Origin of the sequence: Sulfidibacter corallicola (genome assembly GCF_017498545.1) — a bacterium.
GTDB classification, from domain to species: domain Bacteria; phylum Acidobacteriota; class Holophagae; order Acanthopleuribacterales; family Acanthopleuribacteraceae; genus Sulfidibacter; species Sulfidibacter corallicola.
On sequence record NZ_CP071793.1, the window covers coordinates 5965001 to 5981060 of the forward strand.

Annotated in this window: 8 protein-coding genes and 2 rRNA genes (1 of these 10 only partly in view); 8 read left to right on the forward strand and 2 right to left on the reverse strand. The window is 57.6% G+C overall.

The genetic code is table 11. The features are described 5' to 3' along the window. The 7 genes from J3U87_RS18260 to J3U87_RS18290 all read left to right on the forward strand — a co-directional run. A 23S ribosomal RNA gene (locus tag J3U87_RS18260) occupies positions 1 to 403 on the forward strand (it extends 2582 nt beyond the left edge of the window). Positions 404 to 463: 60 nt separating this feature from the next. After that, positions 464 to 579, forward strand: a 5S ribosomal RNA gene (gene rrf, locus J3U87_RS18265). A 624-nt stretch (positions 580 to 1203) separates the two neighbouring features. After that, the gene (xerD, locus tag J3U87_RS18270; protein WP_237377218.1) at positions 1204 to 2130 is read left to right on the forward strand and encodes a site-specific tyrosine recombinase XerD; all 927 of its coding nucleotides are present in this window, start codon (positions 1204 to 1206) and stop codon (positions 2128 to 2130) included. 107 nt (positions 2131 to 2237) lie between these two features. After that, on the forward strand, positions 2238 to 5372 hold the full coding sequence (locus J3U87_RS18275) for a BACON domain-containing protein (protein WP_237377219.1): 3135 nt from the start codon (positions 2238 to 2240) through the stop codon (positions 5370 to 5372). Between the two features lie 42 nt (positions 5373 to 5414). Next, complete coding sequence (locus J3U87_RS18280; protein WP_237377220.1) at positions 5415 to 6707, forward strand: hypothetical protein; 1293 nt, start codon at positions 5415 to 5417, stop codon at positions 6705 to 6707. Between the two features lie 473 nt (positions 6708 to 7180). After that, a complete protein-coding gene (locus J3U87_RS18285; protein ID WP_237377221.1) occupies positions 7181 to 9250 on the forward strand; it encodes a hypothetical protein in 2070 nt (689 codons plus the stop codon). Positions 9251 to 9447: 197 nt separating this feature from the next. Beyond that, positions 9448 to 10260 carry a cysteine hydrolase family protein gene (locus tag J3U87_RS18290; protein WP_237377222.1) on the forward strand — a complete coding sequence of 271 codons (813 nt, stop codon included), beginning with the start codon at positions 9448 to 9450 and terminating at the stop codon, positions 10258 to 10260. Between the two features lie 8 nt (positions 10261 to 10268). Here the strand turns inward: J3U87_RS18290 and J3U87_RS18295 are convergent, their stop codons facing one another. Together J3U87_RS18295 and J3U87_RS18300 are read right to left on the reverse strand one after the other, a co-directional pair. Continuing rightward, the gene (locus J3U87_RS18295; RefSeq protein WP_237377223.1) at positions 10269 to 11012 is read right to left on the reverse strand and encodes a Mut7-C RNAse domain-containing protein; all 744 of its coding nucleotides are present in this window, start codon (positions 11010 to 11012) and stop codon (positions 10269 to 10271) included. A 211-nt stretch (positions 11013 to 11223) separates the two neighbouring features. Continuing rightward, positions 11224 to 14835 carry a collagenase gene (locus J3U87_RS18300; RefSeq protein ID WP_237377224.1) on the reverse strand — a complete coding sequence of 1204 codons (3612 nt, stop codon included), beginning with the start codon at positions 14833 to 14835 and terminating at the stop codon, positions 11224 to 11226. A 928-nt stretch (positions 14836 to 15763) separates the two neighbouring features. On the opposite strand from J3U87_RS18300, the gene J3U87_RS18305 reads away from it, so the two are divergent. Continuing rightward, complete coding sequence (locus tag J3U87_RS18305) at positions 15764 to 16042, forward strand: hypothetical protein (protein WP_237377225.1); 279 nt, start codon at positions 15764 to 15766, stop codon at positions 16040 to 16042. The last annotated feature ends 18 nt before the right edge of the window (positions 16043 to 16060 follow it).

Here is a 16060-nt window from a genome sequence, read left to right on the forward strand (position 1 = left end):
ACCTCGATGTCGGCTCATCGCATCCTGGAGCTGAAGCAGGTTCCAAGGGTTAGGCTGTTCGCCTATTAAAGCGGTACGCGAGCTGGGTTCAGAACGTCGTGAGACAGTTCGGTCCCTATCTGCTGTGGGCGTAGGAGATTTGAGAGGAGCTGTCCTTAGTACGAGAGGACCGGGATGGACAAAGCTCTGGTGTACCAGTTGTGCCGCCAGGTGCAATGCTGGGTAGCTATCTTTGGAAGGGATAACCGCTGAAAGCATCTAAGCGGGAAGCCCCCCTCAAGATGAGATCTCCCTGGGGAAACCCCTGAAGACTCCTTCGAGACGAGGAGGTAGATAGGCTGAAGGTGGAAGTCTGGCAACAGATGGAGCTGATCAGTCCTAATCAGTCGTGAGGCTTAACCTTCAAATGCGCGAGGCTTGTGGGCCTATGAAGTCATGCAATGAGAGCGATTCGAAAGAAATTTCTGGTGGCAAGATCGTTGGGGTCACACCGGTTCCCATTCCGAACACCGTAGTTAAGTCCGACAGAGCCGATGATACTGGGGCGTGACGCCTTGGGAAAGTAGGTCACCGCCAGAGCTAAACAAAAAAAAATGCCGATCCTTCAGGGGATCGGCATTTTTTTTGTCCAAAACGAAGGCATCCAGATTTCGGGGAGGCGCCAAATCCAAGAGCGAAGCCCACCCATCCCCCTAAATGCCTTCAACGAAGTAAAATCCTCCGAAGAGCCCCCCGGCCAAGAGAGACGTCGGGCCAGGTAGGTTCAGCCGCCGGCTGAACTGATCGAAGCGACCCAAGCTTCGAAGGTGATCCGCGCCAAAGAGCGAAGCACACCCGCTCCCCAAACGCCGCCAACGAAGCAAAATCCTTCGAAGAGCCTCCCGGCCTAGAGAGGCGTCGGGCCAGGTAGGTTCAGCCGCCGGCTGAACTGATCGAAGCAGCCCAAGCTTCGAAGGCCATCCGCGCCAAAGAGCGAAGCACACCCGCTCCCCAAACGCCGCCAACGAAGCAAAATCCTTCGAAGAGCCTCCCGGCCTAGCGAGGCGTCGCGATCCCACCAAGCACATTGCGCTTTTCCTGGATCGGGTCCGCCACGTTGCGTGCATGTCGCGATCCTCACGTTTCTTCGCCCCGCGTAAGTAAAACGGATCGATCTAAGGTAAAGTAACCTTCTGGTTTCAACTTGGTTCCAGTGGTGACCCGATGAGCAGAGCGCCCGAGGCTTCGTTGCCGGAGAAATATCTCGATGTCTTCTCCGCCTTCACGCATTATCTATCCTACGAACGAAAGCTCGCCGTCAATACCGTCGAGAGTTACACGACGGATATCCGATTGTTTTTACAGTATTATGACGCCCGCGATCTGGGGGGATTGGCGCCCGATCACGTGAAGGAATTCCTGGAGTTGCAGAGCCGGGCCGGTGTGTCCCGCAGGAGTAGAGCGCGCAGGCTTTCGGCGCTGCGGAGTCTGTGCCGGTTTCTGTTGTTGCGTCAGATCATCACCAAGAATCCCATGGAGTGGGTGGACGCACCCTTCCCCGCCAAGCGGCTGCCGAAGGTCATCAACGAAAAAGCCGTGGATGCCTTCCTGGGCGCTCCGGACACGCAGACTCCTTTCGGCCTGCGTGACCGGGCGATGCTCGAGATTTTATACGGCTGCGGTCTTCGTGCCACCGAGATGGTTTCTTTGCAGGAATCCCAACTGAGAATGGATCCCGGATTCCTCATCGTTCTAGGAAAAGGTGGCAAGGAGCGTTTGGTGCCTTTCGGTGCACGAGCCAAATCCGCCTTGGTAACCTACTTGACCGAAGGCCGGCCTCGTTTGTTGAAGGGATCGTCGCAACACGTTTTTCTCAACCGATTCGGCACCGGCATGACCCGCCAGGCGTTCTGGCAGCTCGTCAAGAAGTACGCGACACAGGTGGGGATCGATCGTTCCTTGATCTCTCCTCACGTGCTGAGACACTGCTTCGCAACCCACTTGCTGAATCACGGAGCCGACTTGCGGGCGGTCCAGATGTTGCTAGGTCACACGGATCTCAAAACTACCGAGATCTATACCGAAGTCGCCAAGGAACGCTTGGCGAAAATTCATTCCCGTTTCCATCCTTTGGAAGGTGGGTCTGACTGAGTTGGGAAACATGGGAAGATTTTTTCGAGAAATCTTGAGAATAATTTCGTCCGATGGAGTCTTAGCTGAGTGTAGGCCAACCCCTAAAGCGGAAGAAGAGAGCACTGATGACGACTATTGATTACGGTAAACGACTAGGTTTTTTCGCTTTTCTTATTACCGCCCTTAGCTTTTCGGCCCTCGCGCAAGACGCACTTACCTTGGAAGGTGGCTCCGGTAACGCCGGATCGGCCGTCGAGCTGAGCCTTTTTGTTCGCGATGTGCAGGGCACGGTTCTCGATACCGACGACGAGGCCGAGAGCAATTTTTTTGGATTCAACATTGGCTTCAGCTTCGACGCTTCGCTCGTCGACAGCGTTGAGTGGGAGCGGGCTGGCCTCACCACTTCCCAGAATCCTTTGTTTTTCATCGATTTCAGTGAAGTCCAGAACGGCACCTCCGCTTTGGGAGTGGGCTTCAACGAAAGTATGGCGCTGACGCTTGGCGCCGCCTCGCCCGGTGATTTGGTCGCTAAGCTGCGCCTGGTGCCTTCCGCGGCCGCAGAAGGCCGTACGATTCAATTTACGGTCAACCAGAGTCAAACTTCGCTGGTGGGCCTTCAGGGCGGTATCGAATTGAACATCGCCAACGGAACACTTGCCGTGAACATCGGCAGTGTTACCGTAGACGGCGACCCCCCTGACGACCTGCCCGTGATCAACAGCTTCACCGCCAATCCCACCACCATCGAAGTGGGTTCCAGCAGCACGCTTTCCTGGTCGGTCAGCAACGCCACCAGCGTCACCATCAATCAGGGCGTCGGCAGCGTCCCCGGCAGCAGCAATCGAGTCGTGTCACCAAGCGTAACGACAGATTACACCCTGACCGCCAGCAACAGTCAGGGCAACGTGCAGGCCACGGTTCGCGTTACCGTGATCCCGGTCAATTCCGGCGATCCCCCGGTCATCGACCTTTTCAGTGCGAACCCTTCGACCATCGCGCCCGATGGCAGCTCGACCCTTCAGTGGACCGTGCGTGACGCCGATTTCGTGTCCATCGACCAGGGGATCGGTACGGTCGACAGTTCCGCATCCCGGTCCGTTTCGCCGGATGCCACCACAACCTACCAATTGACGGCAACCAACGAGTTCGGTACGGCACGCCAAAGCGTGACGGTGACGGTCTCTTCCGCGGGAGCCCCGGTCGTCAACAACTTTTCCGTCACGCCCAGCCAAATCGCGGAAGGTGAGTCGGCGACCCTGGCCTGGGACATCGACAACGCCGATGCCGTCGATATCGACAACGGGATCGGTCGTGTGGATTCTCAAGGATCCGTGATCGTCAGTCCCACGGAGACCACCGAATATACGCTGCTCGCTTCGAACCAGGACGACGAGGTTTTGGTGAAGACCACCCTTCTCGTCGCCAGCAAGCCGCGCATCAACTCGTTCACGGCGAACCCCGAGGAAATCCTGGCCGGTCAGTCGAGCACCTTGAGCTGGGATGTCCAAAACGCGACCTCCCTGACCTTGAACCCCGGCAACCTGGACGTAACCACGGCAAATACGTTGACGGTGCGTCCCACCGAGACGACCACCTACACCTTGACCGCGACCGGTGCGGGTGGTGAATCGTCGGCGAATGCGGTGGTAACCGTGACCGGTGCGCCTTCGCTGATGCTGAATGCCACCGAGATTCCGTTCGGGTCGACCACCGGCTCCCTGCAGGTCCGTTTGAGCGCCAATACCGACCAGGCCTTCAACTGGAGCCTGGCCCAGGCTCCGGAGTGGCTGACCATCACGCCCGAAGAGGGGAGTGTGGCCGCCGGTGAAACGCAGGTCGTTCGTTTGATTCCCGATCGCGACTTCCTGTTCCCCGGACAAGACGTGACCGAAAATCTGGCTTTTCAGGCTCAGGGTTTCGACAACGCGACCGCACAGGTGAGCGTCGCGCGAGCCGAACAGCGCAACGGCGAATCCTACTTGTTCTTTCCGCTCGCCGATTCCGGAACGGAGAAGATCACCCACCTGGGCGTCACCAATCTGGAGAACCAGTCCGTGGAGATGACGCTCTTGATCTTCGATCGCGACGGTTCTCGCGTGGACGAGCCCCTGGTGCAAGAATTGGGAGCTCTCGCCAGCTTCAGCCACACCATCGAATCGCTGGAGAGTGGTTGGGCGGTCGCCACACTTTCCTGGGATGCCTCGAACACGGGACCGGCCGGCAGCGGTGTCGCCAACATTCGCGCCCGCGACGGTGAAGAGCTGGTGGCCTTGAACCCGGTGAGCAGCGCGGCGGAATTCCTTTACGTACCGCATATCGCCGCCGATTTGAACACGTTCTACACTCTGGGTGCCGCAGCCAACATCTCCACCGAGACCAGTAACCTGTTTCTCGATGCGACGGAAACGGACGGTTTCGACGTGGAGGATCTGTCGTCCGGCAGTCACGCGTTCTTCAACTTCGCCGATGCCATGGGCGGCACCATTCAAGGCCCCGGATGGGGGTCTCTGTCACTGAATGAGGCCAACGATTCGCGTATGATCGGAGCTGAAGTCTTTGGTAGAACCGCCCAGTCCGGCCTGCGCCAGTCCGTGGGTGTGGGCTTGAGCAGCCAGGCTTCCCAGGAATTGTATTTTGTACATATCGCAAGCGATACGAGCCGTTTTTGGACGGGTATCGTGGTGATCAATTTGGGCGAAAGCAGCGCCGATATCCAGTTCGAGGCATTCGACACCTCCGGTCAGTTGATTGGAACGGGACAGGTCGAATCCTTCGCGGCCGGGGAGAAGAGGACCTTCCTCGTCAGCAGTGACAGCATTCCCTTCGGCGACGATGCCGCCTGGTTACGCGTCACCTCTTCCTTTCCGATGATCGGCTACGAGCTGTTCGGAACCTGGGCGCCCGCCGATCAATTTGCAGGATTCGAAAGTATTTCCGGCCTTTCTAATCGTTTGGCCATTCCCCACACTGAAGATGGCGTCAGCGAAGGGGGATGGACCGGTGTTGCCATCATCAATCCCGGTTCGAGCGCCGCCGTGGCGACGGCCCGTCTGGTTGCTGCCGACGGAACGGTCAAGGAAACCCAAGAGGTGACCATCGAGCCAAAAGAGAAACTCGTCCAACTGGTGTCCACTCTCTTCGAGACCTCGATTGCCGCGGGTGACGTGGTCCTGGTAGAATCACCTGAAAATGTAGCAGGTTTCGTTCTATACGGGTCGGGCACGACGACCATGGGAGCCCTTGTGGCTTGGCCGTATTGAGAAAAAATTGATTATTTGTGTTCACAACTAGGAGGAACGACGATGAGAAAACTGTTATGCCTGTTTGTTGTGCTGTGCGCATCCTTTGCGATGGCACAGCCCAGCCTGGAGCTGAGAGCCAAGACCGGCACGCCCGGCTTTGTGGATGCCGACACGATCGACGCCAGCCTGATTACCGCCGGCGAGGCGTTCTGCTTGCAGATCATGTTGAACAACCTGAACAACGAATTCGCCTTGGGCGGCGCCGAGTACCAAATCACCGCGCCTACCTTCCTGATGCTGGCGAACAAGAACGCAGTCGGCACCGCCAACGCGCCCTACCGCATCGATTCCGGTGCAACCGGCTGGAACACCGAGAACTTCCAGAAACTGCCCGCCAACGAAAACGGTGAAGACACTTCCACCACGCTGCGCAGCCTCGCCGGTTCCTACCGCTACGGTATCGTCGTGACCGCCGCCAGCGATCGCCCCACCAGCGGCAGCATCGTTTTGGGCGAAGCTTGCTTCGTTCGTGGCCAGGACTACAGCGCTTCCCTGAACAGCGACAGCAACGCCGGTGCTCGTGACGAGCCGGCCTGTATCTCCTCCACCGAGGTGATCCGTCTGATCGCCGCCGACAGCGGCTCCAGCCGTCACATCATCGCCAAGGGCGACGCCACTGCCGCACTCCAGGGTGAAATCACCTGGACCGCCGCCGATTTGGAAGTGAACTTCGTCAACACCAGCACGACCGTCGTAAAGGCCGATTCCACCCTGGACGGCAATGTGACTCCTGCGGACATTCTGCCCTCGGCTCGCTGCATCTTCTTCGGTCAAGCGAGTGCAAGTTGCACCTTGGGTGGTATCAGCGCCGACGAGTTCCTCACGCGTCTCGACTGCAACTGCGACGGTAACGTCAGCTCGGGCGACCTTCTGCCTTGTGGTTCTCGCGCTGCCGGCTCTCTGCCCCGCCTGTCCAAGAACCTGAACTTCGAAGCTCTGAACGAAGGCACCGGTTCTCTGAAAATCGACGCCATGGACGGTGCCGGCGCGGTTTACTCCGGTGTGGTTTTCCTGAACGGTAAAGGTGAGCTGTTCGAAGACATCAAGCTCTCCGACGCTGCCGTGGCCGATGGCTGGAACGCGATCGCCAAGTACCACGCCAACGAGCAGGCTCTGCGCTACGTTCTGTTCAACAGCAATTTCGAAGACGCCGTATTCCCGGCGCTCAACATCGCTTACAAAACCGATGGTGCCGCTTCTTGGGCCCTGGGCGATGTGCAAAACTTCAACGCTCGCAATGAAGCGCTCACCGTTGCCGGTAACCGCGATCATTTGGGTGTGAAGAACCAGTAAATGGTTCAATCGGGACAGCCAATTTTATTCGCTCGTCTCTTGTGTGGAGACGGGGGCTGGCATGCAACCTGCAGCCTCCCCAGAGTGATAAAATTGGCTGTTCTCTCGTTTGCCCCTTAACATTCTGTTTGAATTGTTTTGAGGCGTATAACTCATTAGAATGAGTGGTCATTGAGTGAATCATTCATTTTATTGGTGTGTCTCTGACGATGAATCTTTACCTCAAAAAACAAGAGATGGTGGGTAATTAAATGGTAACTAAAATCAGAACAATCGTTCTCTGCGCCTTGATGGCAGCGGCTTTTGTGCCGGCTTTCGGCCAAAGCCCCCAAGGCACAGTTAAGCTGAGAATCGGTAGCGTTCAAGTCGACCCTGCCGACATTACCTCCGCAGCCTGTATTCAGGTTCCGATTTTCATCAATGACCCTGATCAGGCCAACCGGGATTTTCTTCAGGTAAGCTGGTCCGTTCAGTTGTCCGGCGATGAAGCGCTGGTCGATGGTGGCTTTGGTTCCGACGTGATCGTCGCCAACGCCTTCACCAACTCCACGACCGGTCTCACCAACCCCGGTACCGATCTCACCGACACCGGTGGTGGCGGCAACACGCCTTCCTGCGGGTTGATCTTCAACCAAGCCACCGAAGGCGGTGCTGCTGTTGATTTCGAAAGTGGTAATGCAAACGCCACCATTTTCACCAACAACGCAACCGATGGCGTCGTGGCCCGTAAATCCGCCACGTTTGTCAGCTTCACGGGTTCCATCCTGGTTGACGGTCCGCAGAACACCGACATCATGGTTGGCGTCTTGGAGATTCCCATCGTGGCCAACCCCGCGGTCGGTCGTATCACCGTTCAGGCATCCGACCTCGTCGACGGTGGCTTGATTGATCCCAACCTCTACCAGTTCGACGACGGTACCGCTGGTCGCCGCGTTCCCCAGTCTCGCCGCTTCGACGTCACCGAAGCTATCGGTCACATCGATATCTTCAGCGCCGTCGACTGCTCCGGTGCTTCCGTGGTTGACGCCAACGCGACTGCCGGTGCACGCCCCACCCTGCGTGGTGGTGCCGTAGGCATCAACTTCCTGGATCCCCAAGCCGGTGGTAACGGTGGTGCTTTGGACTTCACCTTCGATCACGCCGCAACCGTCACCGACATTCGTGTTCAGGGTTCCGACGGTTACGACAACACCTTCTCGGCTACCGGTACCCAGTCCACGCTTTCCATCAATACCGCTACCGACAACTCTCCCCAAGCCGCCAGCAATGTCACCTACACAGTGACGTACGGTGTATTCTTCGCTCCGGCCGGTGAGCCCATCTTCGGTGGTTCCTGTTCCGTGGGGACCGAGTGGAACGCTCCGACCGTTACGGTCGCAGCCGATTCTCAGCCGGTTCAGGGTGGTAACACCAATATCGACGTCACCATGTCCAACGTGGTTTACGACGCGGGTAACTCCCGTTTCGCTCAAATGACTTCCACTGCCCCTGGTTTCACTGGCCCGGTCAATCTTAACGCGCCTACCTCCACTTCCGGTGTAACCCTGACCTACGACGACCCCTATTCGATCACCGGTATCGATGCGGACGATCTGGGTCTCTACACCGTCATGGTAACTGGCCCCAACGGTCAGTCCGCTACCGACAGCTTCCAGCTCGTGACCGATCCCCCCGAAAACTTGGTGAACTGCGCCACGGTTCCTCAAGCCACCATCGGCGGCACCGTGACGATTCCTCTGGCCGGTAACAACGTGACCGGTTGGGAAGTCGTCTACAATGGTGTAACCCAAAACCTGCCCGCAGATGCCACGCAAGTCGTTCTGGATCCCATCGTGGGCACCGCGACGACCGTGACCATCACCGCTCAAGGTTTCGACAGCTCGGGTAATCCGGACACCGACGTCGAAACGTGTACGCTCGACTTTGTCGCTCCCGCGTGTGGCGCAACCACCCAAAATCCCGACTCCACCGCCACTCCGGTCGATGTCGGCACCGTCATCACCCTGACCCTGGTTTCCGAAGGTGCGATCACCGCAACCATCGGCGGTACCGCGATGACTCAGGGTGCTACCGTAGGCGACGAAACCACTTGGACCGCTACCCACACCGCGCTTCGCGACGAAACGATCACTGCCGTGATCACCAACCCCGACGGTGAAACCGCCGAGTGTACCTGGGTCATCGACATCAACTGTGCGCCTCCCGAAATGGTCGACGTTTCCGGTGAGCCGGGCACGGTTGGCACCATCACCATCCTGGGTACCCCGGGCTGCACCTACACCGTCACCGTCAGCGATCTGAACGGTAACGTGATCGACACCATCGACATCGACATTCCCGATTGCGGTGAAGATCTCTGTGAAGGCACTGCCAGCTACCTGATTCCCGCCGACGCCGTGTTCGGTGTTGGTCAGCAGGGTCAGGATCCCGCCGGCGGCACCATCCGCACCGTACCCACCTTGGGCGAATGGGGCATGATTGCCTTCATCACCCTGCTCATGGCGTCCGGTCTGGTCTACATGAGAAAGCGCCGCATGGCATAAGGATCTTTTCAGATCACTTGAAAGGCCTCCCTTCGGGGAGGCCTTTTTTGTTTGGGCATACCCCGTTTTGGCGGTTCAAATTTATCGGAACGACGCGAACGTTCGATGATGGATGTGAAGGCCCCGCTTCCTGGCCGGTAGATTGACATCTCGCGCCTTAGTGTTTAAAATACACTAAATCTTTGAAGGGGGGCACCATGACTTGTGCGCTGCTGATCATCGATCCTCAGAATGATTTTTGCGACCCCACCGGCGCGCTCTACGTGCCTGGCGCCGAAAACGACATGGAGCGGCTCGGGCGCTTTATCGCCACTTGGCGCCATCGGTTTTCCAGCATTCATGTCACCATGGACAGCCACCACCACTGGGACATTTCCCATCCGCCTTTCTGGGTGGATGCCGAGGGCAATCATCCCGAGCTCTTTTCACAGATCGGCATCGAGGATTTGAGTTCCGGTCGTTGGCGCACGGCCCAACCGTCTTGGCAGGAACATGCGGAGCGGTATGTGGCCACATTGCACGATTCCGGTCGTTACCAACTGACGATCTGGCCGCCTCACTGTCTCCTGGGCAGCACGGGTCACGCCGTGTATCCCTGGCTGTTCGAAGAGTTGAAACAATGGGAATCCGACGTGGGCCGACCGGTCGATTTCATCTTGAAAGGCACCAATGTGGGGACCGAACACTACAGCGCGTTACGCGCCGAAGTTCCCGATCCCCAAGATGAGGAGACTTCGCTCAACCGGGCGTTGATCGAGCGCCTCACCCGAGAAGACATCACGCGCGTCTTTGTGGCCGGAGAGGCCTTGAGCCATTGCTTGGCAAGCACTCTGTTGGATTTGGTAGAAGAGGTGGATGCGGAAGCGTTTTCGCGGTTTGTGCTTTTGCGGGACTGTACCAGTAGTGTGCCGGGCTTCGAGAAACTGGGCGATGTCTTCCTCGGGAAGATGCTGCACCGAGGTCTTCGTATCTGCAATACGGACGACTTCGAAGATTCTCTTTTCAAGTAATCGATAGCTCAGAGGGTTTCCAGGAAGCCTTGCCATTTCACGTAATGGCTGCCTTGCCAATAGAGCTGATCGCAAGATTCGCAACGGTAAACGGTGTCGTAATGGTCGCGGACACTGGGCGGCAGTCGATGAAGTACCTGCTCCTTGTCCACATTGGCGATGCGGCCGTTGCAATGGCTGCAACGCACTTGGGTTCCCAGGTAACCTTTCATCGGGTAACGGGAGACCAGCTCGGTGAATTGAATGCGCGGATCGGTACTGCGCAACCAATGACCGTATTCGACACGACCCCTCTTCAACAGGCCGATATCTCTGGACAAGGCGATTCGGCGTTCTTTTCCCGCGATCTCCGCGATGCGTTCGTCACCCAAATCCTCGCGTTGATACAGGGTGTCGAATCCGGACATGCGTAGATAGCGCGCCAGGGTGCCCAGATGGACGTCCAGAACGAACCTTGGCCGTTCTCCGGGATGATTTGGGAGCAAGGCATCTTCGGGAAACCCGGATGGGATGGCGTCGCAACCAAAGACCTCGACGACGTCGCCCTCGAATAACTGGTAACCGAAGTCGACGGGCCGGCCGTTGACCACAATGGCACAAACCTCCGGGTGGGGAGGCCCGATCGCCTCGATGGCGTCTTTGACCGAAGGATGTTCCTGGAAGGAGTAGGACATACGCGCAGGTGTCGTTCCTTTCGGCAGAAAGTCCCGAACACTCCCGGAAAATGTGAAAAAAGCGTTGTTCGTTCCCATGGCCCATCCAAAGAACGCGGTTCGCGGTCCTGTGATCAGTCTAGTTCAAACAGGCATGAGAATGAAGGCGGCATAATGTTCCAAAGCCGACTCGGCGACCACTGCGACGCGTGGCGATGGGAGACACAATGCAAAAAGGCCCGGAGTTCCTGGAACCCGGGCCTCCATTGGTCGGTACACCACCCCATCAGAGGGGGGGATGCGTTTCCGGTTATTCGGCCAGCAGGCCTGGGATCATCCAGTTCACCGACTGAAGCAGGAGTTCCTCACGCGCGAGTTCAGACAGATGACCGAACGGCATGGTGAAGTAGACCACGCGGAACCCGTCTTCGACGGTGAAGATCGCGGTACCGCTCGAACGATTTTGCCCGTAATAGCCGTCGTACGCGTAACAGGCTTTTGCGGGCGGCTGGATATCCACCTCGCTTTGGTACCAAACATTGTCGAGCGACAGCCAATAGGGCGTGTCGAGGATGCCGCCGTCGATCGGCACGATTCCCGGCACGCGCCCGCCATGCGCGACATGCGTGGCGTGGAGGTAATCCCGGAACAGAGGTGTGTCGTCGAGGTAGAGCGATGCATAGGCACCCGAAAGAACCAAGTTTCCGCCCCGGCTCAAGTAGTTTCGGATCATGTCGCGCTGGGATGCATCGAAGTGGTTGCCCTGATCGGGGTGGTAGTAGCCCAAAGACCAGATGACCATCCCGCCGAGATAGGGGCTCAGGTCGGTGACGGGACCTTGGGAGCGGATCTCCCAGACCTCGTATTCGATTTCGTTGCTGTCGAGAATTGTCGCGAAACTTTGGAGATAGCTGTCGTTGCCGTAGGTGGAGTCGTTGACTAACAAGATCCGTTGACTGTCGCCATGGCCTTCCTGAGCCTGGGCATAGGCGATATCCGAATAGTTGGACAAAGAGCCGGATTGGCTGATGGCGCGAATCGAGTAGTAATACCACTCACCTGGAATCAGATCACCATCCAAATAGTGGGTCGAGCTGATGGGCTCCTGATTGATGCGCGTCCAGCCGACCGAGGGGGTGGAGCGATAGATGACGAATCCTGCGAGGGTGGGATCGCTCTGATTGGGGTCGTCGCCGGTTCGCCAGGTGACCTGAATGCCTGTCGATCCCGAAGTGGCTGTGACGTTGACGGGCGTAGCCGGTAGGCCACCACCGTCGCCGCCGTCGGAACCATCGCCACCATCACCACCGTCGGAGCCGTCACCGCCATCACCACCGTCGGAACCATCGCCACCATCACCACCGTCGGAGCCGTCACCGCCGTCGTCTCTAGCACTTGCCGATGTGCTGTTGGAGGGATTGGATTCATTGCCGGCGAAGTCCTGCGCAATCACCTGGTAGTAGTAGGTTTGGCCAGGAGTGACCGCTGTGTCGGTTGCGGTGGTCGCATCGGCGTTTAATTCGGCGATGGCCGAGAAAGGGCCTTCGGCATGTTCGGACCGATGTAGGGTGTACCCCGAGAGGTCGGGCTCGGTATTCGCGTTCCAGCTCAGCGCGATGGCGCCGATTTCACCCGAGGCGCGTAAGCCGGTGGGAGCCGAGGGCGGTGTATTGTCGGTCGAGCCTTCGGTGCTGAACGGGCCTTCGATGACGCAGGTGGCTGTCACGTGGTTTCCGCTGCGATTCAGGCTGCCGAACCAGGATACGGCGGAGATGAAGTTGTTGCCCAAGGGATTCAGCGCCGCCAAGGCATCGTCCATGCTCTGTTCGAATTGATCCCGAGTCGCCCCTTCCGATTGTTGGATGTTCTTGGTCAGGGTGAAGGAAGCTTGATAACGACCTTTCCACGTCCGGAATTGGGTCATCTGAGCTTGCACGGTGCTGCCGAGAATGGATTCGATGTCGCCGGCGTTGTCGGCCGGGAGACTGTCGGGCGTGCGTGCCGTAGGGACGTCCTCGGCGAACAGGCCGCTCCCGTCCTGGAGCGCCGCGATCTGTGTATCGAGGTATTGGGTGTATCCCTGTTGCAACGAGGCGTCGTTGGCCATGCGCAGATATATCGCATCGACCTTGGCGGCCTGGTTGCTGCGAACTCCGTCGAGCAGTTCGGCCAGGAGGTCCGGTTGCTCGGCATCCAGGTAGGTGAACAGGTAACCCGAATACCGATAGAAGTCGAAACCGGAACTGTAGGTGGCCCGCACGATCTCGGCCACGGTCATGCGCCGGCTGTCTCCGGCAATGTGCTCCGCATAGATGCGACGGGGGAGCACCTCGTGTTCGCGGGTGCTGCCGGCCAGGAATTCAGCCAGCCCCTCCGCGTACCAGGTCAGGCGATCGCCCTGATAGATTTCCCCTTCACCGAAGCTGGGAACCACGACGTAGCGACCGTCCAGATAGTGGACGTACTCGTGGCGGAGCAATTCTTCCAGAGTCAGATAGGATTGATCGGGCGTGCGATCGTAGGTGAAAAGGGTTGCCCAATTCTCGATGTAGATACCGCCGTTGTTGGTGTCCGTGCCGTAAAGGAACGGCTGGAACTTTTGGTAGTCGTCGGGGGAGGCGTAGATGACAAGGGTGGCGTTCTCGTTGGTGTCGCCGGGGGTTTCCTCCAGGAAGGTGGTCTTGCGGAAGAATTGCGCTTCCACTTCCTGCATGGCGTCGTAGAGTTGCGCCGCCTTGGCGTAGGAGATCGCGGTCTTGAACGTGACGCGTCCTTCGTCGAATACGAAGGTATTTGGGAGCGCCAGAGCGTGGACCTCGGCCTTGATCGCGTCCAAATCGAGTTGGGTGCCGTCGGAAAGAGTGGCTTCGTAATACCAGGACAAGTAGTTCAGGGCGTTGAACCAGGGACCGGAATGGACTTCCTGGTTGTAATAGGCCTGACTGAGAATGGCGTGAGCGCGTTGCGAGGTTTTGGGTTCCAGCACGCTGAAGTTACCCAGCGCGTAAAGGGAGTTGTTGACGATGGCCTCGGTATTCTCGTCGTATTGTGTCTGTAGGGCATAGTCCTGCACGAGATTCAGAAAACGGTCGTCCAGAAGGCGGTACCAGGGGCTGTTTTCGCCGTGGGTTCCGTTGTAGATGCCGGGTTGCCGAGCCAGCGTCGAAAAGAGATTGAAGGCCGCTTGGCGTTCTCTGTACTCCTTGGCGAGATCGGGGTTGTCGCGAAACCGGGTCAACATCCAGTACACCGTATCGATTACGCGGTGACTGCCGCCGTTGCTGTCGATGGAAACGGACCATTGCATCCGCAACGCGGACATGGCCGAAGTTTCGTTTCTGAACGCACCTTGCGCGGCAACACGGTCAGTGGCCGTCTGCAGCACGGGAAACAGGTCGGACGGATAGGTGAGATCGTCCTCGTACCATTCGTGGAACAGGGCGATTTGCTGGAAATACATCAGCCGCTCGATGCGAACCGCATTCTCGGGAAGCCGATGGGCTTCGTTTTGGGTCAGTTGGGCGACGGCCTCCAAGCGATCGTTCGATAGTGCACGGGCCGTTTCGGCGTTGAAGGTCCACAGCACGTCGAGGCACGATTGATCGGCGTCCGCCACGGCATCGGCGAAGGCTTGACCGGATAGGTTGCCCCACTCGTACGCGGAACAGGGACTGGAAGCTTTGGCGCGCAGGGGCGTGTGGTGCAGGGGGATCCGGTCCTGAGTCTCCCTGGAGGTCCACGCGGGGCGGGGTGGATGGGTTTTGTGGTGAGGCAGCGAGACGCGTTCGGCGCAAAACGCCGGACGATGTTGAACGCGGCCGCGAGGGGCGAGGTCGGTGGGACGACTGGAGGCGGAAAATGCCGGAAGGGCGGTGAGTGCCATCAAAACGCAGATAGAAATGCTGGCCAAAAAGCGAGTCATGTCTGATCTCTCCTCTATTGAAAAACTTGGTAGAGGCAGATATGAAGAATATTCTACTGATATATTAATGTAAATGGATTGTAATGCTTGGGCTCCGGTTTTGTAAAACCTTTTCTTGGTTATCTTCGCTCCGGTGTGATCCAGCTCTAGTTCGAGGTTCCTATCGAGTGCACCCTCAAAACCTAAATCACCACGACGCTGCGCTCAACGCGTTTTGTTAGAGTGGTTTGGAAGTGCGAGGTATGGCGCGTGCAACCTCGTGGGCCACGCCTTTCCCCGAAAGGATCGCCTATGGAACCGGAGACAGGTGATGTCATCCGTGAGGAAATGTAAAAAATCAGGTATATGCGTGCGAACGCACTTGCTGAGCCGGTGAGATTTTGGATCGAGTGCATGATTCTCCATGATGACGAATCTCACCGTCAAACACGCATTGGTTATCCTTGTGTGCTATCCCACGTTTTGAAGAATTCGAGGTTGGCCAACCCTGGGTTTCGAATCTTGCGACATGAAAGTCGTGTTTTTCAAACTGGTTCGCAATACCTTGGAAATAAGCGAGGTAACAACTTTTCGCGATGGGCTTAACAGCCGTGTAGGTCCGCTTGGTGAAAAAAAGTTGGTGACGTTAAAAAACTTGATGAGCCATTTTCCCTTCGGGTTACGAAGGTATAGGTAAGGATACCTGCAACTACCCGACAACCTCGGATCTCGCGCTTGAGACAAGCAGCCATGCAAATGCAGAACGCGAAGTACCAAATCGTCACCGGAAACGATCGTCACCCGTTTGTGGCGCTACCGTTCCCTGAAGCTCCTATCCCTGCCATTGGGTGATGCACCCAAAAACCCGAACCGAGTTCGAAGGCCGAAGGTGAACTTTGGGCTTCGGGCCGTCCAGCGAACTTTGACGACGTCTTTATTGGGGGGTTATATGAGTTTGTCGCAACTGGCTCACGAACTCATGGTCTTTCGGCAGAATCGCGATTTGGTGGAACCGTCCCGTGTGCACCTTCTCAGTCGGTGCCAGGCTTGGATCGATGCGGCGGATCCCTGTTGGAAAAACGAGTCGCTCCTGGCCGACCAGTTGGCGTGGTTACTCGCCAATCGGTTCAAGGCTGCATCTCACATCGTGGCCGCGATTTCGATCGGCAACGGCGTGGGAATGACCCTCGAGGGTTCTCGAAGTCATCTCCATACGGCAAGGTGTTAGGGCGATCAGTACCAGCTT